The 792-nt window shown below is 63.1% G+C and carries 1 protein-coding gene; it reads right to left on the bottom strand.

The window, feature by feature from the left end; all coding sequences use genetic code 11:
* Window positions 1–362 precede the first annotated feature (362 nt).
* Window positions 363–792, bottom strand: a 430-nt coding sequence (locus VSX60_RS22435; protein ID WP_327626444.1) for a DUF2267 domain-containing protein, incomplete at its 5' end; no start/stop codon positions are given.

The raw sequence follows: 792 nt of genomic DNA, 5'->3' as shown, positions 1-792 counted from the left end.
GCGGCGCGAGCCGCCGGTTGAGACGAACTTCCTCGCGGCAATTGGTCTCGCGGGCAGCCAATGTGGTGAAATCCAGGAACGGGAAGCGGACCGGCTTCTTCAGCTTGTAGACGAGGTCGCCGGCCAGAAAGACCCAGGACATGTGGGTCTCCGTAACGAGGACACTGGCCGGGGCATGATCGTAGGCGGCCGGTTCGCGCAGCAAGCGGACCTTGGCTTCGATGGCTCGAGTGTCGGCGCCATCAGGCGGCGACGCGGGGATGTCAGCGGATGTCGGGTCGCTCGGCATAAGATGCATCAAACCGAATGCGGGCGGGGAGCCATCGACGCCGCCCGAGGCGGCGATCGCGACAGGCTATGCATCAGTGCGTCGGCCAAAGGTCGCGTAGCGCCTTGCGCATCGAATTTCGGACCTGCGTGATCTCGCCCTCGGAAATATGATTGTCCAGCAGTCTGAAAACCGCGGCGATGGCTCCCTCCGTGTCGTCGAACGGATCATCGCGGAGATCGTTCTCGACGCGGGCGACGAAATCCTCTTTTGTCCGGTTCCAGGCCGGGGTCGCGGAGGGCTGCCAACCCTCGAAGAAGATGCCGCGAATGAGGACAGGCAACTGCGCCGACAGATCCGCGGCTTCCTCGACCGAAATCGCGTCGCGGAGAGCGTGAAGGACCGATCGGAGCAATCGCAAGGCGTGACGCTCAAGGCCCTCGTTCAAATCGTCGGCGAGTTCGTTGACCCATTGCTGTGCCTGTTGCGCTCCATGGGAGAAGGCGGGAACTGCGCTGTCATTC

This window comes from Aurantimonas sp. A3-2-R12, assembly GCF_036016755.1.
Classification (GTDB): domain Bacteria; phylum Pseudomonadota; class Alphaproteobacteria; order Rhizobiales; family Rhizobiaceae; genus Aurantimonas; species Aurantimonas coralicida_A.
The sequence above is the reverse complement of the archived record's forward strand: the minus strand, read 5'-3'. Positions and strand labels throughout refer to the sequence as shown.